This window comes from Stenotrophomonas sp. STEN035 (assembly GCF_056759935.1).
Genome location: NZ_JBRRDY010000003.1, coordinates 60926 through 83329, shown reverse-complemented (window position 1 = coordinate 83329; position 22404 = coordinate 60926). Strand labels below are relative to the sequence as shown.

Genomic DNA, 22404 nt, shown 5'->3' with positions numbered 1-22404 from the left:
CGAGCAATGGAAATTTCAATGCGCCGCAGCCTGGTCACAATCCTGTTTCTGGCGCTCTGCCTGCCAATCTCATTGGTGCAGGCGCAGTCGTCCGGCATGCGTACCGAAGGGGACGTGGCCGGCGCCAGCAGTGCCTATGAGGCCGAGGTACCGGTCAACAGCCAAAGCGAGGCCGATCGCAACGGCGGGCTGGCGCGCGCGCTGGGCGCGGTGCTGGCCAAGCTGTCCGGCGACCGTAGTGTGCTGGCGCGGCCGGGTGTGGCGCAGGCCCTGCGCAGTGCCAAGGACATGGCCGAGAGCTACGACTACCGGCAGGACCAAAGTGTCAGCGCCAGTGGCGCGCCCAGCTTCCGCACCATGCTGGTGGCACGCTTCCGCCAGGATGACGTCGACGGGCTGGTAGCTGCGCTGGGGCTGCCGGTGTGGCCGCAGCCACGGCCCAAGCCGGTGGTTTGGCTGGCCATTGATGATGGCAGCGGCCCACGTCTGGTGGGTGTGCCGCAGTCCAATGCGGCGCGGCCGTTGCTGGATCGTGCGGTTGAGCGTGGCTTCAAGCTGGGGCTGCCGGCCGGCGGCGCGGCCGAGCAGGCCCTGGTCGGTGCGATCTGGCGCCAGGACACCGCGGCGGTAGCGCGCGCCTCATCGCGCTATTCGCCGCCGATGCAGCTGATCGGCAAGTTGTACCGCGGCAAGGGCGGTGGCTGGGTTGCCGACTGGGTGTTTGTCGACAACGGCCGTGAGCTGTCCAAATGGACCACCAACGACGCCGATGCACGGCGGGCGATGATGGCTGGGGCCGATGGTGCCGCCGATGCGCTGGTGCGGCGCTATGCCAAGGCGCCAGTTGGTGGTGCCCCGGGCACCTACCGGATCGTGGTCAGCGGAATCCGCAGCGCGGATGACTACCTGCGCCTGGCGGCTACCTTGCAGAGCGTGGCGGTGGTGAAGGGGATCACCCCAATCCAGGCCTCGGGCGACCGCCTGGAACTGGATGTCGAGCTGATGAGCGGTCTGCCAGGCTTCAACCGCATGCTGGGACGCGATGCGGCCTTGCAGCCGGTGGGCGCGGTGGACGATGGTGATGCGGATGCATCTACGGATCAGAACAGCGGCAGCCGCCGCGCGGAGTACCGCATTCGATGAGTACTGATACAGCGGAAATGGAAATCGCGCTGTTCCTGCGCCGCCTGAAGTGGGTGGTGCTCAGTGCCTTCGGGCTGTGGGTGATGTGGCTGTTGGCCCCGGTGCTGACCCCGTTCGTGGTCGCCTTGATGCTGGCCTGGCTGGGTGATCCGCTGGTTGACCGGCTGGAAGCCCGGGGTCGTTCGCGCAACACCGCGGTGGTGCTGGTGTTCGTGTTGATGATCCTGCTGCTGGCCTTGGCGCTGCTGATTTTGGTGCCCTTGATCCAACGCCAGATCATTACCCTGATCGCCGCTTTGCCCCAAGGGCAGGAGTGGTTGATGAATACCGCGATCCCGTGGCTCGAGCAGAAGACCGGCCTGGAAATCATGGCCTGGCTGGACCCCGGTCGCTTGTTTGAGTGGGTGCGCAGCCATTGGCAGCAGGCCGGCGGCGTTGCCACCACGTTCTTTGGCTACGTGTCGCGCTCGGGTTTTGCGATGGTGGCCTGGGTGATCAATCTGGCCTTGTTGCCGATCCTGGCCTACTACTTCCTGCGCGACTGGGACAAGTTGGTCGAGCGGGTTGCATCGATGATCCCGCGCAACCATATCGAAGTGGTGTCGCGCTTGGCGCGTGAGTCCAACGATGTGCTGGGTGCCTTCATCCGTGGCCAGATCGCGGTGATGATCGCGTTGGGTGTGGTGTATGCGGCCGGCCTGACCCTGGTGGGTTTGAACCTGGGCCTGTTGATCGGCCTGGTGGCTGGCTTGATCAGCTTCATCCCCTATCTGGGGGCGACCACCGGCGTGGTGATGGCGGTGCTGGCGGCCTTGGTGCAATCGCAGGGCGTGGACCTGCAGTTGCTGGTGCTGGTGGGCGTTGTCTTCACCGTCGGCCAGTTGTTGGAGAGCTATGTGCTGACGCCGCGCATCGTCGGTGACAAAATTGGCCTGCACCCGGTCGCGGTTATTTTTGCGGTGATGGCAGGTGGCCAGTTGTTTGGCTTCCTGGGAATGCTGTTGGCTTTGCCAGCAGCGGCGGTGATCAACGTGTTGTTGCGCTATGCGCACCAGCGATATCGCCAAAGTGAGTTGTATGCCGGCCACGGGCCGACGATTGTGTTGGACCCGCGCAACGTTCAAGTGCCGGCGGATCTGAGCATCGTGTCGAAGGATGTAGAACCTAAGTGAGTGTGCCGCAGTTACCGCTGGCCTTGCGTTACCCGCCAGACCAGCGCTTTGAAACGTTCATCGGTGCGCCGGAAGGTGCGCTGCCGCAGTTGCGTGCCGTTGCCAATGGCAGTAGCCAGGATTGGATCTATCTGGTGGGTGCCGGTGCTACCGGCAAGACGCACCTGGCCTTGGCTACCTGCGCTGCCGCGCTGCAGGCCGGGCGTCGCCCTGCGTACCTGCCACTACAGGCGGCCGGTACGCGCCTGCAGGACGCCTTGGAAGCGCTGGAGGGGCACGACGTGCTGGCGCTGGACGGGCTGGAATATGTCGCCGGCCGACGCGAGCAGGAAATCACCCTGTTCGAGTTCCACAACCGCGCGCGCGCTGCCGACGTGACCGTGATCTATACCTCGCGGCTGCCGCCTGATGGCCTGGGGTTGGTGTTGCCGGACCTGCGCTCGCGTCTGTCGCAGTGCAGCCGCATCACCCTGGAGCCGCTGGATGCTGAGGGCCGTGGCGCGGTGCTGCGTGAGCGCTCGGTGCGCCGTGGGCTGGTGATGGATGAGGCCACGCTGGATTGGTTGCTGACCCGCACCGGCCGCGACCTGAGCGGGCTGGTAACCTTGCTGGAGCGGCTGGACCGTGAATCGCTGGCGGCAAAGAAGCGGATTACCGTGCCGTTCCTGAAGCGGGTGCTGGAGAACGGGCCGGGTTGATCGGCATTCTGGGTCTTGTGGGAGCGGCATAAGCCGCGAAGCAGATGTTCTATCCGAAAAAATGCCTGCGATTGCAGGCATTTTTTATCTGACACCTCAGTTGTTTCTCGGTTCACACCGCTCCCCCAAACGGCTGGCGGACGCGGCTTTTGTAGGAGCGGCGTAAGCCGCGAAGCCGGTGTCGCGTCCGTAAACGAAGATGCCTGCAATTGCGGGCATCTGTGTATCTGAGTCATCACTTGCTTCGCGGCTTACACCGCTCCTACAAGAGCTGGTTTTCCAGCTGCTGCAGGCGCTCGGGTGTGCCGACGTCGGTCCAGCGGCCCTGGTGGTGCTGGCCACTGATGCTGTTGCTGGCCATTGCCGCGCGCAGCAAGGGTGCAAGTTTGAAGCGCGGTGGGGTTTCCGCGCTGCCATCGGCACTGCCAATCACGGCCTGCCAGTCCTGCAGCAATTGCGGCCGATACACGCCGATGCCGGCAAAGGTCAGGCGCGCTTGTTCGCCGTTGTCATGCAGCAGACCATCGGCATCCAGAATGAAATCGCCGCGCGGATGCTGCACTGGATTGTCGACCATGACCAGATGCGCGCTGCCCTTCGGTTGCCGCGGAAGCGTGGCGAAATCGAAGTCGCTCCAGATGTCGCCATTGACCGCCAGGAACGGCGCATCGCCGAGCAGCGGCAGTGCGTTGTGCATGCCACCGCCGGTTTCCAGTGGCACCGGGCCTTCGTACAGGTAATGCAGACGCAGGTCCCAACGACTGCCATCCCCCAGTTTTTCCGGAAACTGCGCGGCCAACCAACTGGTGTTTATCACCACATCGCGGATGCCCAGCGCAGCCAGACGCTGCAGATGCCATTCAATCAGTGGCACACCGGCCACGGCCAACAGCGGCTTGGGCGTGTGGTCGGTAAGCGGGCGCATGCGTTCGCCCAACCCGGCGGCAAAGATCAAAGCCTTCATGCTGAAGCCTTGGCAGCCATCGCCGGCTTGAAGCGGCGCTCGAACAGATCCTGCAGCGGCGCCAGCTCCGGATAGCGCGGCAGCACTTCATCCAGGTAACGGATGAAACGCGGTGCGTCTTCGAAGTAGTGGCCCTTGCCGTCACGATCACGCAGGCGCACGAAGATGCCGAGGATCTTCAGATGGCGCTGCACGCCCATCCAGTCGGCGTCGCGCAGGAACTGCGGCCACGGCCGCACCGGCAGGCCGGCGGCCAGTGCCTGTGCGTGGTAACGCGCGAGCCAGGCGTCCACTTTTTCCAGCGGCCAGCTCAGGAAGGCGTCCTTGAACAGACTGGCTGGATCGTAAGCAATCGGCCCGCTGACCAGATCCTGGAAATCCAGCACCGCAGGGCCGCCCTCGACCGGCATCAGGTTGCGCGGCATGAAGTCACGATGGGTCAGCACTTGTGGCTGGTTCAAGGCGTTGTCCATCAGGCGCCTTTGCACCAGTTGCAGCTGCTCGCTTTCGCCACAGTCCAAGCTTAGACCGAGGTGGCGTTGCACGAACCACTCTTCAAACAGACCAGCATCGCGCTGCAGCAGCGCCTCGCCGAACGTACCCATGCCTTCGGGCACCGGAATCGACTGCAGGCGGATAAGTTGCGCGAAGCTCGCATCGAACCAGGCATCGGCAGTGTCGTCGTTGATGAAGCGGGCCAGGGTTGGTCCGCCCAGGTCTTCCAGCAGCAGGAAGCCGTTGTCGACATCGCGCGCCAGCACCTGCGGTACGCGCACGCTGTTGGTTTCCAGCAGGTCGTGCATGCGCAGCCAGGGGCGTACATCTTCCAAGCCGGGCGGCGAATCCATCACGATGTGGCTGCCGCGTGCGCTGGTGCTGCGCCAATAGCTGCGGAAACCGGCATCGACCGATGCGCGTTCAAGCGTGGAGGCAGGGTCGCCGAGTGCGGTACAGGTCCACTGCAGGCGTTGTTGGGCGCGCAGCGGATCGGAGGCGGGATCGTTCATGGACACTACAAGTGAAGCGGCGCCCGCAGGCGCCGTTGGAAGGGAGTCAGCGCTTGTTGCCGCCGCTGATCAGGCGCAGCAGCGCCAGCAGTACGATCGCACCGATGATGGAACCGACGAAGCCGGCCGGCTGACCTGCCGAATACCAGCCCATCTCACGGCCGAACCAGCCGGCAAATACCGCGCCGGCCACACCGAGCACGATGGTCAGCAGGCAGCCCATGCGGTTGTTGCCGGGCATGAAGAAGCGACCCAACAGGCCTACGAAGAAGCCGATCAGGATGATGTACAGCCAGCTGTCGCTGCCAAACAGTCCGCTCATGTTCTTGTCCGTGGCAAAGAAAAACGCAGCCTAGCAAGGCCAGGCTGCGTTCGTCATCAAACCATCAACATTCGACCAACCGCGTCGGACCGATCAGCAGCAGCCGTGGCCACCGTGACGGGTGCCGCTGTCGGCGGCCACCGGCGAACCGCTGGTTTCGCCACGCAGGCTGGCGGCGTGGTGGTCGAACAGCACCTTGGACACGCAGGAGGTGACGCGCTTGCCCATCGGGATGTGCAGGAACTCGTTCGGGCCATGTGCATTGGAATGCGGGCCGAGCACGCCGGTGATCATGAACTGCGCACCCGGGAACTTCTCACCCAGCATGCCCATGAACGGGATCGAGCCGCCTTCGCCCATGTACATCGCCGGCTTGCCGAAGAAGGCCTGGCTGGCGGCGTCGATGGACTGCTCCAGCCACGATGCCATGGCCGGTGCGTTCCAGCCGGTGGAGGCTTTTTCCAGGTCCAGGCTGACGTGGGCGCCGTTCGGCGGATCACGCAGCAGGGCTTCCTTCAGCAGCTCGCCGCAGGCCTTGCCATTGGCGGTAGGTGGCAGGCGCAGCGACAGCTTCACCGAGGTTTCCGGACGCAGCACGTTGCCGGCCGATTCCAGCGGCGGCATGCCGCCGATGCCGGTCACCGACAGAGCCGGGCGCCAGGTGCGGTTGAGGACCAGTTCGGTCAGCTCATCGCTCATCGGCTTGAGGCCGTCGACCAGCGGGAACTTGTCGAAGATGGCGGTATCGACCACGTCGGCAGCACGCTTGGCCTGCTCCAGGCGCTCGGCCGGCACGTCCACGTGCAGGCCATCGAGCAGGATGCGGCCGGTCTTCTCGTCCTCGATGCGCGACAGCAGCTGGCGCAGCAGGCGGAAGCTGGACGGCACCACGCCGGAGGCATCACCGGAGTGCACGCCTTCGTTGAGCACCTTGACGGTGAAGTTGCCGCCGGTCAGGCCGCGCAGCGAGGTGGTGCACCACAGCTGGTCGTAGTTGGCGCAGCCCGAATCCAGACACACCACCAGCGACGGCTGGCCAATGCGCTCGGCCAGATGGTCGACGTAAGCCGGCAGATCGTAGGAGCCGGACTCTTCGCAGGCTTCGATCAGGATCACGCAGCGGGCGTGCGGTAGGCCTTGTTCCTGCAGCGCCAGCACCGCGGCCAGCGAGCCGAAGATGGCATAGCCGTCATCGGCGCCGCCGCGGCCGTACAGCTTGTCGCCGCGCAGCACCGGAATCCACGGGCCCAGGTCCTCGTCCCAGCCGGTCATTTCCGGCTGCTTGTCCAGGTGGCCGTAGAGCAGCACGGTGTCGTCGCCGGTTTCCGGGCCGGTGGCCGGGATTTCCAGGAACAGCAGCGGGGTGCGGCCTTCCAGGCGAACCACCTCGACCTGCAGGCCGGGGATGGTCTGCGCCTTGGCCCAGCTCTCCATCAGGGTTACGGCCTGTTCCATATAGCCGTTGGCGACCCAGTTCGCGTCGAACATCGGCGACTTGTTGGGGATACGGATGTAATCGACCAATTGCGGGACGATGTCGTTGTCCCACTTGTCGCTGAGAAATTGGCCGATCTTGGCGCTGTCCATCTGGATCTCCGGTAGCAATGTCAGGTGCAACCATTCTACGCCGCTCCTTTGTTTATCGGGCTTGCGGCGGTTTCATCAGTGGATTTTGTAGGACTTTCCCTACAAGGGGTCGGGTTGTTGGCTGGCTGTTTGCTGAACCCGCCCCGGATATTCTGGCTGCATGTGGCGCGGAACACTGATCTGACCGGCGGGATAGCCAGCCAATCAATGACCAAGCCACAAGGAGTACAGCGATGAAGCTTCTTACCGTAACGCTGCAGTCTCTGATTCTCGCATTGTTGTTGACCCTTACGGCACAAGCCAAGGACAAGGTCGATATCAATACCGCCTCTGCGGCGGAGCTGAATCAGGTGTTGGTGAACGTAGGCCCTTCCAAGGCGCAGGCGATCGTCGAACACAGACAGGCCAACGGGCCCTTCAAAAGTGTCGAGGAACTGGCACTGGTGAAAGGAATCGGATTGAAGACGGTCGAACGGAATCGTGACCTGATCGAAGCAAGGGCCGGAGCCGCCCCTGCCAAGAGTGCTACCGGGACGGTAGCTGCGCAGCCGGTTGAGAGGCGCTGAGCGGAAGGAATCGAATAGTGAACCGTCAGGAGGACGGATCACCAGGAACCCGAAAAGGGCAGGACGCTGGGGGCTGGCAGGATGCCAACAAGGATGTGAGGTCGTCCGGTGTTGCACAGTGACGTGCAGCCGGGCGATTTTTCTGTCTGTGCTCGTTGGAAACGGCAAGGCCCGGGGAAACCCGGGCCTTGCTGGTTTTTGGGCGTTGAGCCGGAAATCTGGATGGGATATTCCGGATCCGGAAAAGTCGGGATTCGGGCTTTTCGACTCGGCTCGCCAGCTGCTTCCGGGGCTGCGGTTGTTTGTGGGAGCGGCGTCAGCTGCTAAGCAGGTGGTGCTGAGGCAATTGGCTGCCGGGCGATCTGATTCTGTATCTGCTTCGCGGCTGACGCCGCTCCTACAAAAAGCCGGTCCGCGCGGTCGATGTTGCCAGGGCGCACTGCGTTTGCCCGGGGCTGCGGTTGTTTGTGGGAGCGGCGTCAGCCGCGAAGCTGGTGGTGCAGAGGTAATTGACTGCTGGGCGATCTGATCTGTGCCGGCTTCGCGGCTGATGCCGCCTACAAAAAAGCGGGTCCGTGCCCGGTCTGTTTGGTCTGGTTGATTCTGCTACGAAACCGTATCGCGGTTGACTGCCCCGGTTTTGGGCCAGGGCGAGCCGCAGTTTTAAACCAACCCGGTCGCGTAGTACACGCCGATGATCGCGAACACCGCCAGGGTCTTGATGATGGTGATGGCGAAGATGTCCTTGTAGGACTGGCGATGGGTGAGGCCGGTGACGGCCAGTACGGTGATCACCGCGCCGTTGTGCGGCAGGGTGTCCATGCCGCCGGAGGCCATCGACGCCACGCGGTGCAGCACTTCCATCGGAATGCCGGCCGCGTTTGCGTTGGCGATGAAGCTGTCGGCCATTGCCGCCAGCGCGATGCTCATGCCGCCTGACGCCGAGCCGGTGATGCCGGCCATGGCGGTGACTGAAACCGCTTCGTTGACCAGCGGATTCGGGATCGAGCCCAGTGCATTGGCCACCACCAGGAAGCCGGGCAGGGCGGCAATAACCGCACCGAAACCATATTCGGAGGCGGTATTCATCGAGGCCAGCATGGCGCCGCCGATGGCCGACTTGGTGCCTTCTGCAAACGAGGCCACCACCGGCTTCCAGGCAAAGGCGATGACGCTGAGGATGCCCAGCAACAACGCGCCCTGCACGGCCCAGATCGCCCCCAGCTTGGAGACTTCCTGTACCACCGGTGCCGGGTTGCCGATCACCGCCGGGATGAAGGATTGGGTCTCGCCATAGAAGCCGGGAATCCAGCGGGTCAGGAAGAAATTGGCCACGCCGACCAGAATCAGTGGCGCGATCGCCACCAGTGGATGTGCCAGATTCTGGCCGTGGAAGGGTTCTGGTTCATTGCGCAGCTCGTCGTTGGCGCCCGCATAGCCTTCGCCATTGCGCACGGCGACTCGACGGCGCCATTCCAGGTAGCTCATGCCAAGGATCAGGATCACCACGGTGCCGATCACGCCCAGCCACGGTGCGGCCCAGCTGTTGGTGCCGAAGAACGCCGAGGGAATGATGTTCTGGATCTGCGGCGTGCCCGGCAGCGCATCCATGGTGAAGGTGAAGGCACCCAGCGCGATCGTGCCGGGGATCAGGCGCTTTGGGATGTTGCTCTGGCGGAAGAGTTCTGCGGCGAACGGATAGACCGCAAACACCACCACGAACAGCGACACACCGCCGTAGGTGAGCAGCGCACAGACCAGCACGATGGACAGCATCGCGCGCTTGGCCCCGACCAGCTTGATGGTGGCGCTGACGATGGACTTGGAGAAACCCGAGACCTCGATCAGCTTGCCGAACACCGCGCCCAGTACGAACACCGGGAAGTACAGCTTGAGGAAGCCGACCATCTTGTCCATGAACAAGCCGGTGAACATCGGCTGCACCAGGCTGGGGTCGGTCAGCAGCACCGCGCCCAGCGCCGCCACCGGCGCGAACAGGATCACGCTGTAGCCGCGGTAGGCGACAAACATCAGGAAGCACAGGGCCGCCAATACGATCAGAAACGACATTCACAGCTCCCTGGCCAATACATTGCCGGCGAGTATCGGGATGTCGGGGAGGGTGGCCCACTGTACGAAGGGACTATACGCGGCGGGCTAACGCTCCTTTAACGTGCGCTCCATGGCGACATTCGTGTGTCGCAACGTCATACCCGGGAGGAGGGAGACCAATGAAGCGCAAGTATCTGAGTATCGCCATCGGTGGCATTCTGCTGGCACCGGCCGCATTCGTGCAGGCGCAGGAGCAGCAGGCTGTGCTGGCCGGCACCAAGGCGACGCAGCTGGACGAAGTGACCGTAACCGCACGTCGTCGCAGCGAATCCATCCAGGATGTTCCGGTGGCGGTCAGTGCCTTCGGCGAGGAGCAGATCAAGGATCTGCAGGCCTCGACCGTGGAAGGCCTGCAGGGCGCCGTGCCCAACATGAACATCGCCCAGGGCCGTGGTTCGGCCAACAGCGTCAACGTCTTCATTCGCGGCATCGGCCAGCCCGACGCGCTGCAGACCTTCGACCCGGGCGTGGGCATGTACGTGGACGATGTCTACTACTCGCGCATCAATGGCGCGCTGTTCTCGCTGTTCGACATCCAGCAGCTGGAAGTGCTGCGTGGCCCGCAGGGCACGCTGTATGGCAAGAACTCCACTGGCGGCGCGATCAAGCTGACCACCAAGAACCCCTTCGACAATGAAGGCGGTGCAGTGGAAGTGACCGCTGGTGACTATGGTCGCCTGGAAGGCCGCTTCTATGTCTCGGGCAAGCTGAGCGATACCTTGGCTGCGAGCATCGCCGGTGCCAAGATCACCAACGATGGCTACGTCAAGGACGCGGTTACCGGCAAGCGTTACAACGACGACGACACCGAGGCATTGCGCGCGAAGCTGGCATTCCAGCCGACCGACAACTTCAGCGCGGTGCTGTCGCTGGATACCACCAAGCAGGATGCCGCACTGACGCTGGGCCGCCCGATGGCCGACCTGCGCCAGACCAGCCTGGCGCCGGCTGGTGTGATCGTGCTGCAGCCGGGCGAAACCGGCGAGTGGAACCGTCGCGCGCAGACCTCGTTCAAGGATGGCCAGGGCCAGTATCTGAAGCACTCCGGTGCCTCGCTGTCGATGAGCTGGGATATCAACGAGCAGTTCACGCTGAAGAGCATCAGCTCCTACCGCAAGCTCAAGACCAAGTCCTACATCGATATCGATGCCTCCGAGTACGAGCTGGGCGATGTACTGGTGGCGCTGGACCAGGACCAGAAGAGCCAGGAATTCCAGCTGCATTACGACAACGGCTCCAACCTGCATGCCACCTTTGGTGCGTACTACATGAAGGAGAACGTGCCGTCCTACCAGGAAGCGTATGCCGATGACCTGTTCTCGTTCCTGGGCGGCAAGGTGCCGTTCCTGCGCACCATCGAAGATGATCTGAGCACAACCTCGACGGCCGCATTCGCGCATGTGAACTGGGAGTTCGTGCCGACCTGGACCGTGGCTGCCGGCGTGCGCTGGACCAAGGACAAGAAGGACTACGACCGTTCCACCAGCACCTTCTGGGGCGCCCCGTTCGCCAGCTTGAACGGCACCGTCGCGTTCGATGCGAAGGCCTCGTGGACCGCGGTGACGCCGTCGATCAGCCTGCAGAAGGAATTCAGCGACAACCTGATGGGTTATGTGTCGGCCAACCGTGGCTTCAAGTCCGGTGGCTTCAACGGCCGCGCCAACACCGTATACGACACCCAGCACGCCAAGTTCGACCCGGAATACGTGTGGACCTACGAGCTGGGCCTGAAGGGCAGCTCGGCCGATCACCGCCTGCGTGGTACCGCCACTGCGTTCTACAGCAACTACAGCGACTTCCAGGCACGCGTGTCGCAGGACGTGGGCACCTTCCCGGTGTTGAACGCGGCCAAGCTCAACATCAAGGGCATCGAGCTGGAAGGCAGCGCGCTGCTGGGTGAATCCACCACCTTGAGCGCACAGTTGGGCTGGATGGACGCCAAGTACGACAGCTTCGAGGACTTCCGTCTCGATCCGTCCTACGCCGGCTACGATCCGACCGTGAACCACGACCACGTGCCGTTCTCGCCGGACGTGACTGCCCGCGTGGCCCTGCAGCATGTGTTCTCGCTGGGTGACAACGGCAGCCTGACCTTTGGCGGCGATGTGTCGTATCGCAGTGACACCTGGTTGTCGGTGGACAACCGCAAGGTGCTGAGCCAGGACGCTTACACGTTGCTGGGCGCCTACGGCGTATGGGATTCGTCGCAGCTGACCTGGCAGGTACGTGCAGGCATTCGCAATCTCACCGACAAGCAGTACAAGACCGAAGGCCAGGAGTTCGCCAGCGTTGGCAACATCCAGACCGCGTACTACGGTCTGCCGCGCAACTGGTATGTGTCGGTGCGTTACAACTTCTGATGATGTAGCCGGTGACGGCTGGCTGATTGGTATGCAAGGCAGCCCTCTCCCGCGTTGCGGGGGAGGGCTTTTGCGTTTGTTGTTGGTGCTCTGGTTGTGGCTGCGGCGGCGGTTGCCGGAGCAGGTGCTGCTGCTTTGGCTTTTGGCGTTGGCTGTTGCTGTTGTTTTAAGCCCCTCTCCCGCCTGCGGGAGAGGGGTTGGGGTGAGGGCAGCTTCTGCTTTTGGCTTTCGAGCTCTGGCTTTTGATGAAAAAGCTAAAGAACAAACTCCTGGCGAAGCGCACCCTCACCCCAACCCCTCTCCCGGAGGGAGAGGGGCTTCAAGCAAAGGCCTTCAAGCTATGCGCTGCTTCATCCTTCGCTCTTAACTCCGTATCCTGCCAAAGAGCTTCCAGGAAACGCTTTCCATGTTGAGTCTGGTAACAGTGGCCTTGGCGGGTCTGGCCTGGCTGGCCTTGATGTTCGGCGTGGCCCTGTACGGCGAACGTCGGCCCACCGCGTTTGCCCGCCATTGGCGGCACATCTATGCGCTGTCACTGGCGGTGCACTGCACCTCATGGACCTTCTACGGCACCGTTACCCAGGCCGCGCGCCATGGTTGGCCGCTACCGCCGACCTTCGTCGGTGCGATCCTGTTCTATGCGCTGGCCATCGGCGTGATGATGCGGCTGGTGCGGCTGGCGCGCGAAACCAACGCGACCTCGCTGGCCGACCTGATCGCCGCTCGGCTGGGCCGCGATGCCTGGTTGGCGGCAACGGTGACGCTGGTGACCGTGCTCGGCTTGATTCCGTATATCGCACTGCAGTTGAAAGCGGTGGCGATGAGTTTCGGCATGATCACCTCGCGCGCGGTGGAGGCTGGGCAGGGCGGCTCGATCTGGCAGGACAGCGCCTTGTATGTTGCGCTGGCGATGGCCTTGTTCGCGATGTTGTTTGGCGCACGCCGCGCCGATGCCTCCGAGCATAACCGCGGGCTGGTGCTGGCAATGGCGGCCGAATCGGTATTCAAACTGGGTGCGATGCTGGCGCTGGGGGTATTTGTCTGGTTTGGATTGAAAGGTGTGCCTGCAGCACCCGTGGCGCCCGTCAGCACGCCTGAAGGCGGCTTCATCCCGCTGGTGATACTTGGCGGACTGGCGATGTTCCTGCTGCCGCATCAGTTCCATATTGGCGTGGTGGAATGCCGCGATCCTGCCGATGTGCGCACCTCACGCTGGTTGTTCCCCTTGTACCTGCTGCTGATCGCGCTGCCTATCTTGCCATTGGCACGCGCCGGTACGCTGCTGTTGGGCAACAGCGTGCCCTCCGACATGTATACGCTGGCGCTGCCGTTCGCCGCGGGCCACGAAGGGGTTGCCTTGTTCGCTTTCCTCGGTGGCCTGAGTGCGGCGACCGGCATGGTGGTGGTCAGTACGCTCACCCTGAGCCTGATGATCGGCAACCATTGGTTTGCGCCAGGTCTGGTGCGCAGCGCGTGGGCGCGCGCTGGCGGTGGTGACCATCGACGCGAGCTGGTGTGGCTGCGACGCGCAGGCATCTGCGTGATCATGCTGCTGGCCTGGGGCTATAGCCGCCTGATTGGCGGTGGTAATGTGCTGGCCGATATCGGTGCGGTGTCGTTCTCGGCGATGGCGACGCTGGTGCCGGTGCTGGCGTTCGCCATCTGGCGACCGCAGACGCCACCACGTGCCGCGATTGCTGGTGTGGTCGCCAGCTTTGCGACCTGGGCCTGGGTACTGTTGCTGCCATCGCTATTGGAAAGCGGTGGGCGTACACCGATGTGGCTGCAACAGGGGCCGTTCGGGTGGCAGTGGCTTGCCCCGCAAGGCCTGTTTGGCCTGACCGGCTGGACTCCGCTGGGCCGGGCAGTGGGAGCGAGTCTTTTCGTTGGCACAGCGGTGACCTTGCTGGCGATGGCATGGCGTCGCGATACGCCCGATCGCATCAGCCGCAATCTGGATGCCGATACCTTGCGCAATGCGGGGCGCCGCTTCCTGCCTGACGAGCGCGTGCAACAGCTGTTGGCAGACGCGCCGCGCAGCGGTGCGGTGCCAGCTTCGATCGAGGCCAGCATCGAGCGCGAGTTGTCGGCTGTGCTTGGTGCCGCCTCCGCACGTTTACTGCTGGATGCTGCACGTCGCGAAGGGAATGAGCTGGCGACGGTGGCAGCCATCGTCAGTGAGGCTTCGCAGGACCTGCGTTTCAGCCAGCAGGTGCTGCAGGCCGCCTTGCAGAACATGAGCCAGGGCATCAGCGTGATTGATCGCGAGCAACGGTTGGTGGCATGGAACCGCCCGTATGCGCGCATGTTTGGTTTTCCGGATGAGTTGCTGCAGGTGGGGCGGCCAATCATGGACCTGACCCGCTGGGCGCTGCAGGCGATGCCTGCGCGCGGTGGCGATGAGCGTGCGGTGGACCGGCGCCTGGCCTTCATGCGCGCCGGCACGCCGCATCTTACCGAGCGCGTGTTCCCCGATGGCAGCATCGTCGAGATTCGTGGCAATCCGATGCCGGGTGGTGGTTTTGTCGCCACCTTTACCGACGTCACCGAATTCCGCCGTAGCGAGCGCGAACTCAAGCGCAGCAACGAGACGCTGGAGCAACGCGTTGGCGAACGTACCGCTTTGCTGGAATCGGCCAAGCGTGAGGCCGAGCGGGCAAATGATGCCAAGAGCCGCTTTCTGGCCGCGGTGGGACATGACCTGTTGCAGCCGCTCCACGCTGCGCATCTGTTCACCGATACGCTGGCGCAACAGGTGGAGTCCAGCCAGCAGCAACAGGCGGTGGTGCAGATTCGTGGCGCCTTGGATTCGACCACCGATCTATTGACCGGCCTGTTCGACATGTCGCGGCTGGAAGCCGGTGGGCTGGTGCCGCAGCCGCGTGACCTGCCGTTGGCTGAAGTGCTGGACCCCTTGGTCTCGGAGTTCCGCGCACTGGCTACTGCGCGCGGGCTGGCGTTTCATTATGTGCCCACCGTTGCCTGGGTGAACAGTGATCCGCAGCTGCTGCGGCGGGTGCTGCAGAACTTCCTTGCCAATGCGGTGCGCTACACCAGTCAGGGCGGCGTGCTGTTGGGCGTACGCCGTGATGGCGGCCGCCTGCGGGTTGAGGTGCACGACACCGGCCCGGGTATTGCCAAGGAGGAACAGCAGCGCATATTCGAGGAGTTCCGGCGCGGCGAGGACAGCAGTGGGCAAGGACTTGGCCTCGGCCTGGCGATCGCCGATCGCATCGCAGGCCTGCTGCATGCACCACTGCGCCTGCGCAGTGAGAAAGGGCAGGGCACTGTCTTCTCGGTGTCGTTGCAACGCGTGAGCTCGCCGCAGATAGCGAATCAGCCGCGCACACGCAATGCGGCAACATCGGGCGGCGTGCCGGTATTGGTGGTTGATAACGATCCTGCTGCCTTGCGGGGATTGGCCGGCCTGCTGCGTGGTTGGGGCTATGAGGTGGCAGAGGCTTCGGGAGAAGCACAGGCAGTAGCGGCGTTGCAGCAGAGATCTGCGAGCCTGTGGTTGTTCGATTACAACCTGGACGATGGCGATACTGGCACTGCATTGCAGTTGCGGTTGGGCGAGCGCTTCGGCACGCGGCCTACTTTGATCCTCAGCGCCGATGACAGTCTGGCAACGCGGCGCGAAGTGCTGGAGCAGGGGCTCACGTTATTGCACAAGCCGGTGCGGCCGCTGGCATTGAAGTCGATTCTGGATCGACTGTTGGCGGCGGACGCCTTAAGACCGGGAGTTGGCAGCAAGGAATAGCTATCTTTCTCGACGAGCAGTGCTGTTACGAATTCCGGATATCGGCGCTCCCGCAATACGCCGCATGCAATGCCTGCATCACGCCCAATGCCGGGCTGTCAGCCAACGTGTAGTAGATGGTCTGTGCTTCGCGGCGGGTACTGACCAGCGCCGCTTCACGCATCACCGCCAGGTGTTGTGACAGCGCAGACATCGACAGACCAACCCGCGCCTGCAATTCACCCACCGAGGCTTCACCTTCCACCAGGCGGCACAGCACGCGCAGGCGCGCCGGATGGGCCAGCGACTTCAGCAGCTGCGCGGCCTGCTCGGCGTGCGCCTGCATTTGCTCCATATCCATGTCTGAAGCGCGCATCATGAGAGTTGAGGTTCGGGCTTGTGCTTTGGAAGGTACTAGTCTAATTTAGAAAAAGCTAAATTAAAAGGGAGGCACCCCATGAGCCAGCCGCAGCCTTCATCAACCCTGGTCGAACCGTTCTATGACAAGGACACAGGCACCTTCAGTTACGTGGCCTATGACCAGATCGGCGGCATGGCCGTCATCATCGATCCGGTGCTGGACTATGAGGCCGCTGGTGCGCGCATCAGCACCGCATCGGCTGACGCGCTGTTGGAGTTCGTGCGTGGCAAGCTGCTTACGGTGGCGTGGATTCTGGAAACCCATGCACACGCCGATCATCTCAGTGCTGCCGGCTATCTGGCTGATCAACTGCAAGTACCGGTGGCCATCGGGCGCGGCATCGTGCAGGTGCAGCAGCACTTCAAGACGGTGTTTGGCCTGGGCGATGAGTTCATTGCCGACGGCAGCCAGTTCGACCGACTGTTCGATGATGGCGATACCTTCAACGTAGGTGCCTTGAGTGCGCGGGTGATCGCGACGCCAGGACATACCGATGACAGCCTGACCTATGTGATCGGTGATGCCGCGTTCGTCGGTGACACGGTCTTTGCCAGCGACACCGGTACCGCGCGTTGTGACTTTCCTGGCGGCGACGCGCATCGCCTGTACGCTTCGATCCAGCGCATCCTGTCGCTGCCTGCCGATACCCGCATCTGCTTGTGCCACGACTATCCCGGTAACCGCCGTGAGGCGCAGGCGCAAACCTCGATCGATGAGCAGCGGCAGAACAACGTGCATTTGAAGGGGGGCACAGATGAAGCTGCGTTCGTGCAGATGCGCCAGCAGCGTGATGCGACCCTGCCGGTGCCGAAGCTGATCCTGCCCGCCTTGCAGGTGAATATCCGCGGCGGCCGTCTGCCAGAACCGGATGCCAATGGCGTGCGTTATCTGCGCTTGCCTTTGGATCAGATCGGAAAGCCGCAATGAACAGCTGGATGATGGCGCTGGCCGGTGGCGTGCTGATTGGTATCGCCGCCACCTTGCTGCTGTGGTTGACCGGCCGTATCGCTGGTATCAGCGGCATTCTTGGCGGTGTGTTGATGCCGCGTAGCGGCGAGGCGGCTTGGCGCGTGGCTTTCCTGGTTGGCCTGATTGGCGCCGGCGCCGCGTATCTGTGGCTGGTGCCGGGTGCGTATTCGCCGCGACAGGGATTCTCGCCGTTGTTGTTGGTGATGGCCGGCGTGTTGGTGGGTTTCGGGACGCGCATGGGCAACGGCTGTAGCAGTGGCCACGGTGTCTGCGGTCTGGGGCGCTTGTCGATGCGCTCGTTCGCCGCTGTGCTGACCTTCATGGCGACGGCGATAGTGACCACTTACATCATCAGGCACTTGGTATGAGTACTTCACGCATCACCTTGGCTGCGTTGGTTTCTGGCGCGCTGTTCGGGCTGGGGCTGGCAATGTCGGGCATGACTGACCCACAGCGTATCCTGGGTTTTCTGGATGTGTTTGGCGACTTCAATCCGGCGTTGCTGTTTGTGCTCGGCGGCGCGGTGACTACGACGATGCTGTTGTTCCGCTTTGTGCTGCGGCGGCCAACGCCCGTGTTTGCCGAGCATTTCCAGATATCGGATCTGCGCAGCATCGACCGACCTTTGCTGGTCGGTGCGGGCTTGTTCGGCATCGGCTGGGGATTGGCTGGCTATTGTCCGGGCCCGGCGCTGGTGGGCTTGGGTGTGCTGTCATCGGAGGCGTTGTGGTTTGTGCCGGCGATGGTGGCTGGCATGTTGCTGCACAAGCTGATCAGTAGGAACACCAGCTTGTAGGAGCGGCGTAAGCCGCGAAGCTGGCATCGGTTCCGATACCGAAATAAATGAAATCAGGAATGCGTGGGATTGGTTTGGCTGAAGCTGGGAGGTCTATCAGCTTCGCGGCTTACGCCGCTCCTACAAGGCTTCGGCCGGGATCACAGCGCCTGCCGTGCCGGGTCGCTCAATTCCAGCTCACGCAGCACCACGCTGGCCTGAGTGCGGTTGCGCACCCCCAGCCGCTCGAAGATGGCGGACAGATGTGCCTTGACCGTGCGTTCCTGCACATCCAGGCGGTCTGCGATCTGCTTGTTGAGCAGGCCTTCGGCGACCAGCGCCAATACCCGGAACTGCTGCGGTGACAGACTCGCCAACCGTGCCGCCAGTTCGCTGTCATGCGTAGACGATTGCGCGCGCGACACCGAGGCGCGCAGCGAAGCCGGCAACCACTGTTCGCAGGCCATCACGCTGCGGATCGCCTCGCGCAGCTCGTTCAAGCCGGAGCTTTTGGGCAGATAGCCTGCGGCACCGTGGTCGAGCGCACGCCGTACCACGCGTGGATCGTCATTGGCCGAGACCACAATCACCGCCACGCCAGGATGCTGGGCACGGATCGCGGCCAGACCGGCCAGACCATGATTGCCCGGCATGTGCAGGTCGAGCAGGATCAGGTCGGTATCCGGCGCTGCATCCAGTGCAGCCAGTACACCTTCCAGTGATTCGGCTTCGCGCACCGATAGATCGCTGACCGCCTCGCTGGCGGCCTGCCGCAGGGCGGCACGGAACAGGGGATGGTCGTCTGCAATCAACAGGCTGGGCATGGCGGTGCTAACAGGATGGAAGGAAGCGGGTGCCGGCTGCTCGGCAGCATGCACCCGGGGCAGTATGCCGTGGATTTCTGCCATTGCCCGCTTCCTCCTGTTTTTCCAGACTTACTGCGCGGTCCAGCCGCCGTCCATTGGCATTGCCGCGCCGGTCAGGTTGTGCGATTCGCGGCGGCACAGCCACACCACCATCGCGCCGATGTCTTCTGGCAACGACATGCGCAGGCTGGGCTGCTTCTCTTCCAGCAGGGCGCGCACGCCGTCGTCGCGGCTGCCGCCATTGCGGTGGGCCTGGATCTGCGGCTCGATCAACGGAGTTTCCACCCAGCCCGGGCACACACAGTTGACGGTGACGCCGCCACTGTCGCGGCTGCCGGCAGCGGCATATTCCAGCGCGGCCACCTTGCTCAGGCCGACGATGCCGAACTTACTGGCCACATAGGGGGCTTTGTTCTTGGAAGCAACCAGGCCGTGCACCGAGGCGATATTGACCACCCGGCCATAGCCGCGCTCGGCCATGCCCGGGAGTGCGTGCTGCATGGTGTGGAAGGCGGCGCTGAGGTTGATGGCGATAATGTCATCCCACTTCTGCGGCGGTTGTTCTGCCAACGGCGCGGCGTGCTGGATGCCGGCGCAGTTCACCAGGATGTCGATGTTGCCCCAGGCCTGCACGGCTTCAAGCATGTGCGCGATCTGGTCGGGTTTGCGCAGGTCGGCATCGAAGTGCTGCGACTCGCTGCCTGCATCGGTTACGCTCTTGAGTGCCGCCTCGATCTGCTCGGCGGTGCCGAGGCCATTGATGGCCACGCGCGCACCGGCGTTGGCCAAGGCCTGGGCGATGGCCAGGCCGATGCCGGAGGTACTGCCGGTCACCAGTGCGGTGCGGCCTTGCAGGAAGCGGTCCATGGGGAACTCCGATCTGTTGCTTTGGGGGATGGTGGAAACCTAGCAGCCGCCGCGCTAAAAACGTGTGGTACTTAAGTACGATGAGCCGGGTGCTGCGGCTCTGCTAGGGTGCGTCCATGAGCCAATCCCTACTGCGCGCCGCCTGCGGCCTATTCGTCGGACTGAGCCTGGCCTCCTGTGCCAGCGGCCCAGCAACCAAGTCCGTGGAGCCTTCCATGTTCAGCAACGAGCTCCGCAGCGAACACCGCGGCAGTGACGACCTGCTTACCGCCGGGCTCGGCCTGGCCGGCCTGCGCAGCATGGCGCCGCCGGCATTCGCCGACGCCAGTGCGCCGACCGTCGATGAGCTGCGTCGGCGGGCGATGTGGGGCAGCTGGCGCGGTATTGCCGACCTCGCTCCCGGCGGTGGCTACGGCGAATTGTTCGGAAGCCTGCAGAGCGTGCCCGGCCGGGAGTATTCGGCGTTCGCGCGCCTGCCCGGTGTCAAGCAGCCGCACCGCGTGCTGGCGCAGATTCCAGACAACTTCGATACCGGCAAGCGCTGCGTGCTGGTAGCACCGGCGTCGGGCTCGCGTGGCATCTATGGCGCCGTCTCGGTCGCCGCTGCCTGGGGTCTGCCCAAGGGCTGTGCCGTGGTCTATACCGACAAGGGCGCCGGTAGCGATTACTACGACCTCAACGCGCAGATCGGCGTGCGTGCCAACGGCACGGTCGGTGCACTGGGCGATGTAAGCGATCTGGCCTTCGTGCCGGATGCGCCGATCAATGCGTCAGGTGTTGCGTTCAAGCACGCACATTCCAAGGACAACCCGGAGGCCGATTGGGGCCGCCACGTGAAGCAGGCCGCCGAGTTCGCGTTGCTGGCGTTGGCAGAAGCCTATCCGCAGGCTGCGCCTTTCACCTTTGAGAACACCCGCATCATCGCCGTCGGCATTTCCAATGGCGGTGGCGCGGTGCTGCGTGCGGCTGAGCTGGAAGGCGATTGGCTGGACGCGGTGGTTGCTGGCGAGCCCAGCATCTATTCCAGCGGCCCGGGTGCGCGTGCGCTGTATGACTACAGCACCGAAGCGGCGTTGTTGATGCCGTGTGCGCAGCTGCACATGAGCAACCTGCCCCAGCCGCCGCTGACGGCTGCGTTGCAGGCTGGTGCAGCAGTGCGCTGCGCAACGTTGGTGGCCGAAGGCGTGATCAGCGGTGTGACCCCGGCTGCGCAGGCAAAATCGGCTTACGACCTGATGCTGAGCAAGGGCTGGACCGATGCGTCGCTGCGTGCGGGTGCCTTGTCTACCGGCTTTGATCTGTGGCGTGCGATCTCGGCGACCTATGCCTCGGCTTATGGCCGTTATGGTGTGGGCGAGCATCCCTGCGGCTTCAACTTTGCCGCACAGAATCCGGATTTCTCGCCGCGCGCCGCGACCGCAGTCGAACGGGCAGCATGGATCTCCGACGGCAGCGGTATTCCGCCGGGTGCTGGCGTTGGCCTGCTCGACAGCAAGGTCGCCTTGCCGGACCTGACCTATGCGGGCCTGAAATGCCTGCGCGGTTTGTGGGACGGGCAAGGAGAAGACGCCAAGCGTGTGCAGGCTGGCATCCAGGCCACGCATGCCGGATTGCCGCGCAAGGGTCTGCCGGTGATGGTGGTGCACGGTGCCGACGATGGCTTGATTCCGCCGGCTTTCAGCAGCGCGCCGTATGCGGCTGCAGCGAAGGCTGCCGGGCGCGAGGTGAGCTATTGGAAGGTGCAGAACGTGCAGCACTTCGATGGTTTCCTCGGCTTGCCGGATTACGGCTCGCGTTACCTGCCGCTGTTGCCGTATGTGTACGAGGCCTTGGATCGGGTGCAGGCGCGCCTGGACAAGGGCACGGCCTTGCCTGCCGATGCGGTGATTGCGACCACGCCGCGGGCGGGCAAGCCGTTGACGGCGGAGAACCTGGCGATGCCGAAGTAAGCAAAGCTTCTGCCCCCTCCCTTTTGCGCAGAAAAGGGAGGGCTGGGGAGGGGTGCTTTGAGCCCCCTCCCTTTGCCGTAGGTAAGGGGAGGGCTGGGGAGGGGTTGTTGTTGCTCTGCGCTGTTGGATCTGTGGCTTCGCGGCTCACGCCGCTCCCACAAAAGAAACAGCCACCCGCGCGCTGATGGCATCATTGCCTGATGCATACCTTGAACTCTCCTTCCCGCGTCATCCCGTCCGCCCTCTACCAGCGCGAGCGCTGGCGTAATGGTCTGGGTTGGACGCGCGAGATCCTGCGTCTGCCCGAGCAGGGCGATTGGCAGCTGCGTTTGTCGATCGCCGAGATCGAACAGGACGCGGCCTTCTCCGCGTTCCCCGGTGTCGAGCGTGAGCTGGTGCTGCTGCAGGGCGAAGGCCTGCGTCTGCGCTTTGCCGATGGCCGCTGCGAAACCCTGCTGCCGCCGTATCAGCGCCTGCGTTTTGCTGGCGAGGCGGAGCTGGTGGGTGAACTGGTCGATGGCGTGACCCAGGATTTCAACCTGATGTGGCGGCGTGAGGCGCTGCAAGCCGAGCTGCTGCATCGCCCCTTGGTTGGCAACATGCTGTTTTTCACCGAGCCGCAGGCGGCGTGGGCGATCCATCTATTGGCTGGGCAGGCCGAATTCGAGGGTGGTGTGCTGCCGGCAATGTCGGCGGGCGATACCGCGTGGTTGGCTGCCGGTGAAAGGCAGCGCTATACGCTTAGCGGCGGTGGGGAGTTGTTGGCGATAAAGGTAGCTCCGGCAGTTGTAGGAGCGGCGTAAGCCGCGAAGCCACAGAACCAACAGCGCAAGGCAACGGCAACCCCTCCCCAACCCTCCCCTTTGCTGCGCAAAAGGGAGGGG

19 protein-coding genes are annotated in these 22404 nt (G+C 63.6%); 11 read left to right on the top strand and 8 right to left on the bottom strand.

Features of this window, described 5'->3' with window-relative positions:
* Positions 1-6: 6 nt before the first annotated feature.
* From ACVOLL_RS02490 to hda, 3 genes are read left to right on the top strand one after another with little or no spacing between them, the layout of a single operon-like run.
* Positions 7-1143 carry a DUF2066 domain-containing protein gene (locus ACVOLL_RS02490; protein WP_481509305.1) on the top strand — a complete coding sequence of 379 codons (1137 nt, stop codon included), beginning with the start codon at positions 7-9 and terminating at the stop codon, positions 1141-1143.
* Complete coding sequence (locus tag ACVOLL_RS02485; RefSeq protein ID WP_481511435.1) at positions 1140-2315, top strand: AI-2E family transporter; 1176 nt, start codon at positions 1140-1142, stop codon at positions 2313-2315. The genes ACVOLL_RS02490 and ACVOLL_RS02485 overlap by 4 nt, the downstream gene beginning before the upstream one ends.
* Positions 2312-3013, top strand: a complete 702-nt coding sequence (gene hda / locus ACVOLL_RS02480) for a DnaA regulatory inactivator Hda (protein ID WP_296250981.1) — start codon at positions 2312-2314, stop codon at positions 3011-3013. Before ACVOLL_RS02485 ends, hda begins: the two co-directional genes overlap by 4 nt.
* A 262-nt stretch (positions 3014-3275) precedes the next feature.
* Here the strand turns inward: hda and murU are convergent, their stop codons facing one another.
* The 4 genes from murU to ACVOLL_RS02460 all read right to left on the bottom strand — a co-directional run bounded on the left by murU (position 3276) and on the right by ACVOLL_RS02460 (position 6893).
* Positions 3276-3977, bottom strand: a complete 702-nt coding sequence (murU, locus tag ACVOLL_RS02475) for an N-acetylmuramate alpha-1-phosphate uridylyltransferase MurU (RefSeq protein ID WP_481511434.1) — start codon at positions 3975-3977, stop codon at positions 3276-3278.
* A complete protein-coding gene (locus ACVOLL_RS02470; protein WP_481511433.1) occupies positions 3974-4984 on the bottom strand; it encodes an aminoglycoside phosphotransferase family protein in 1011 nt (336 codons plus the stop codon). The genes murU and ACVOLL_RS02470 overlap by 4 nt, the downstream gene beginning before the upstream one ends.
* 46 nt (positions 4985-5030) lie before the next feature.
* Entirely contained in the window at positions 5031-5306 is a 276-nt protein-coding gene (locus tag ACVOLL_RS02465) for a GlsB/YeaQ/YmgE family stress response membrane protein (protein ID WP_481511432.1), read from the bottom strand.
* Positions 5307-5399: 93 nt separating this feature from the next.
* Positions 5400-6893: a M20 family metallopeptidase gene (locus ACVOLL_RS02460; protein ID WP_481511431.1), complete on the bottom strand. Its 1494-nt coding sequence runs from the start codon at positions 6891-6893 to the stop codon at positions 5400-5402.
* 233 nt (positions 6894-7126) lie between these two features.
* Between ACVOLL_RS02460 and ACVOLL_RS02455 the strand changes: the two genes are divergently transcribed.
* A complete protein-coding gene (locus tag ACVOLL_RS02455; RefSeq protein WP_481511430.1) occupies positions 7127-7459 on the top strand; it encodes a ComEA family DNA-binding protein in 333 nt (110 codons plus the stop codon).
* Positions 7460-8122: 663 nt separating this feature from the next.
* On the opposite strand, the gene ACVOLL_RS02450 is transcribed toward ACVOLL_RS02455, so the two are convergent.
* Positions 8123-9529, bottom strand: a complete 1407-nt coding sequence (locus ACVOLL_RS02450) for a GntP family permease (protein ID WP_481511429.1) — start codon at positions 9527-9529, stop codon at positions 8123-8125.
* A gap of 161 nt (positions 9530-9690) precedes the next feature.
* Between ACVOLL_RS02450 and ACVOLL_RS02445 the strand changes: the two genes are divergently transcribed.
* Together ACVOLL_RS02445 and ACVOLL_RS02440 are read left to right on the top strand one after the other, a co-directional pair.
* A complete protein-coding gene (locus ACVOLL_RS02445; RefSeq protein ID WP_481511428.1) occupies positions 9691-11931 on the top strand; it encodes a TonB-dependent receptor in 2241 nt (746 codons plus the stop codon).
* A gap of 406 nt (positions 11932-12337) precedes the next feature.
* Entirely contained in the window at positions 12338-15694 is a 3357-nt protein-coding gene (locus tag ACVOLL_RS02440; RefSeq protein ID WP_481511427.1) for a hybrid sensor histidine kinase/response regulator, read from the top strand.
* A 25-nt stretch (positions 15695-15719) separates the two neighbouring features.
* On the opposite strand, the gene ACVOLL_RS02435 is transcribed toward ACVOLL_RS02440, so the two are convergent.
* Positions 15720-16019, bottom strand: coding sequence for an ArsR/SmtB family transcription factor (locus tag ACVOLL_RS02435; protein WP_481511426.1), 300 nt, complete (start codon positions 16017-16019; stop codon positions 15720-15722).
* A gap of 111 nt (positions 16020-16130) precedes the next feature.
* On the opposite strand from ACVOLL_RS02435, the gene ACVOLL_RS02430 reads away from it, so the two are divergent.
* From ACVOLL_RS02430 to ACVOLL_RS02420, 3 genes are read left to right on the top strand one after another with little or no spacing between them, the layout of a single operon-like run.
* Entirely contained in the window at positions 16131-17021 is an 891-nt protein-coding gene (locus ACVOLL_RS02430) for an MBL fold metallo-hydrolase (protein ID WP_481511425.1), read from the top strand.
* Complete coding sequence (locus ACVOLL_RS02425; RefSeq protein ID WP_481511424.1) at positions 17018-17431, top strand: YeeE/YedE family protein; 414 nt, start codon at positions 17018-17020, stop codon at positions 17429-17431. The genes ACVOLL_RS02430 and ACVOLL_RS02425 overlap by 4 nt, the downstream gene beginning before the upstream one ends.
* Positions 17428-17859 (top strand): DUF6691 family protein, encoded by a 432-nt coding sequence (locus ACVOLL_RS02420; protein WP_481511423.1) that lies wholly within the window; start codon positions 17428-17430, stop codon positions 17857-17859. Before ACVOLL_RS02425 ends, ACVOLL_RS02420 begins: the two co-directional genes overlap by 4 nt.
* A 140-nt stretch (positions 17860-17999) precedes the next feature.
* On the opposite strand, the gene ACVOLL_RS02415 is transcribed toward ACVOLL_RS02420, so the two are convergent.
* Both ACVOLL_RS02415 and ACVOLL_RS02410 read right to left on the bottom strand, forming a co-directional pair.
* Positions 18000-18662 carry a response regulator transcription factor gene (locus ACVOLL_RS02415; protein WP_481511517.1) on the bottom strand — a complete coding sequence of 221 codons (663 nt, stop codon included), beginning with the start codon at positions 18660-18662 and terminating at the stop codon, positions 18000-18002.
* 111 nt (positions 18663-18773) lie between these two features.
* Positions 18774-19571, bottom strand: coding sequence for a 3-hydroxybutyrate dehydrogenase (locus ACVOLL_RS02410; RefSeq protein WP_481511422.1), 798 nt, complete (start codon positions 19569-19571; stop codon positions 18774-18776).
* A 116-nt stretch (positions 19572-19687) separates the two neighbouring features.
* Here ACVOLL_RS02410 and ACVOLL_RS02405 point away from each other — a divergent pair, with 116 nt between their 5' ends.
* Entirely contained in the window at positions 19688-21520 is a 1833-nt protein-coding gene (locus tag ACVOLL_RS02405) for a 3-hydroxybutyrate oligomer hydrolase family protein (protein WP_481511421.1), read from the top strand.
* 200 nt (positions 21521-21720) lie between these two features.
* Positions 21721-22323, top strand: a complete 603-nt coding sequence (locus tag ACVOLL_RS02400) for a HutD/Ves family protein (RefSeq protein WP_481511420.1) — start codon at positions 21721-21723, stop codon at positions 22321-22323.
* The last annotated feature ends 81 nt before the right edge of the window (positions 22324-22404 follow it).

What these genes read in the sequence shown, in the direction of transcription:
- ACVOLL_RS02490 (WP_481509305.1), top strand. Translation starts at nt 7, where the DNA reads ATGGAAATTTCAATGCGCCGCAGCCTGGTCACAATCCTGTTTCTGGCG.
- ACVOLL_RS02485 (WP_481511435.1), top strand. Translation starts at nt 1,140, where the DNA reads ATGAGTACTGATACAGCGGAAATGGAAATCGCGCTGTTCCTGCGCCGC.
- murU (WP_481511434.1), bottom strand. Translation starts at nt 3,977, where the DNA reads ATGAAGGCTTTGATCTTTGCCGCCGGGTTGGGCGAACGCATGCGCCCG.
- ACVOLL_RS02470 (WP_481511433.1), bottom strand. Translation starts at nt 4,984, where the DNA reads ATGAACGATCCCGCCTCCGATCCGCTGCGCGCCCAACAACGCCTGCAG.
- ACVOLL_RS02465 (WP_481511432.1), bottom strand. Translation starts at nt 5,306, where the DNA reads ATGAGCGGACTGTTTGGCAGCGACAGCTGGCTGTACATCATCCTGATC.
- ACVOLL_RS02460 (WP_481511431.1), bottom strand. Translation starts at nt 6,893, where the DNA reads ATGGACAGCGCCAAGATCGGCCAATTTCTCAGCGACAAGTGGGACAAC.
- ACVOLL_RS02455 (WP_481511430.1), top strand. Translation starts at nt 7,127, where the DNA reads ATGAAGCTTCTTACCGTAACGCTGCAGTCTCTGATTCTCGCATTGTTG.
- ACVOLL_RS02450 (WP_481511429.1), bottom strand. Translation starts at nt 9,529, where the DNA reads ATGTCGTTTCTGATCGTATTGGCGGCCCTGTGCTTCCTGATGTTTGTC.
- ACVOLL_RS02445 (WP_481511428.1), top strand. Translation starts at nt 9,691, where the DNA reads ATGAAGCGCAAGTATCTGAGTATCGCCATCGGTGGCATTCTGCTGGCA.
- ACVOLL_RS02440 (WP_481511427.1), top strand. Translation starts at nt 12,338, where the DNA reads ATGTTGAGTCTGGTAACAGTGGCCTTGGCGGGTCTGGCCTGGCTGGCC.
- ACVOLL_RS02435 (WP_481511426.1), bottom strand. Translation starts at nt 16,019, where the DNA reads ATGCAGGCGCACGCCGAGCAGGCCGCGCAGCTGCTGAAGTCGCTGGCC.
- ACVOLL_RS02430 (WP_481511425.1), top strand. Translation starts at nt 16,131, where the DNA reads ATGAGCCAGCCGCAGCCTTCATCAACCCTGGTCGAACCGTTCTATGAC.
- ACVOLL_RS02425 (WP_481511424.1), top strand. Translation starts at nt 17,018, where the DNA reads ATGAACAGCTGGATGATGGCGCTGGCCGGTGGCGTGCTGATTGGTATC.
- ACVOLL_RS02420 (WP_481511423.1), top strand. Translation starts at nt 17,428, where the DNA reads ATGAGTACTTCACGCATCACCTTGGCTGCGTTGGTTTCTGGCGCGCTG.
- ACVOLL_RS02415 (WP_481511517.1), bottom strand. Translation starts at nt 18,662, where the DNA reads ATGCCCAGCCTGTTGATTGCAGACGACCATCCCCTGTTCCGTGCCGCC.
- ACVOLL_RS02410 (WP_481511422.1), bottom strand. Translation starts at nt 19,571, where the DNA reads ATGGACCGCTTCCTGCAAGGCCGCACCGCACTGGTGACCGGCAGTACC.
- ACVOLL_RS02405 (WP_481511421.1), top strand. Translation starts at nt 19,688, where the DNA reads ATGAGCCAATCCCTACTGCGCGCCGCCTGCGGCCTATTCGTCGGACTG.
- ACVOLL_RS02400 (WP_481511420.1), top strand. Translation starts at nt 21,721, where the DNA reads ATGCATACCTTGAACTCTCCTTCCCGCGTCATCCCGTCCGCCCTCTAC.